The sequence below is a fragment of the Chryseobacterium sp. SIMBA_029 genome (assembly GCF_046535275.1).
Classification (GTDB): domain Bacteria; phylum Bacteroidota; class Bacteroidia; order Flavobacteriales; family Weeksellaceae; genus Chryseobacterium.
This window is the reverse complement of the sequence record NZ_JAWRXA010000487.1, coordinates 1-261: the sequence shown is the minus strand read 5'-3', so window position 1 is coordinate 261 and position 261 is coordinate 1. Positions and strand designations below refer to the sequence as shown.

Below are 261 nucleotides of genomic sequence, written 5' to 3'. Positions count from 1 at the left end.
GGCTCGGCGAACTGGCGACGGCGATGGCTGGCGCTAGCCTGCTCGGCGCCGTTCTGCTCTGGGGTTACGGGCTCTGGTGGCTGGCGATCGCCATCGCGACGACGGTCAGCCATGCGCGCGATGGGCTGCCGTTCAATCTCGGCTGGTGGGCCTTCACCTTTCCGATCGGCGTCTATGCGGTCACCACGCTGCGGCTTGGCCAGCTGCTCGACTTTCCGCTGCTGACAAGTTTCGGCGGCGTGCTGGTGGTGGCGCTTGCGA

The 261-nt window shown here is 67.4% G+C and carries 1 pseudogene; it reads left to right on the top strand.

Annotated features, from left to right (window positions below):
- Positions 1 to 261: pseudogene (locus tag SB679_RS24925) on the top strand (C4-dicarboxylate ABC transporter); the annotation flags it as partial.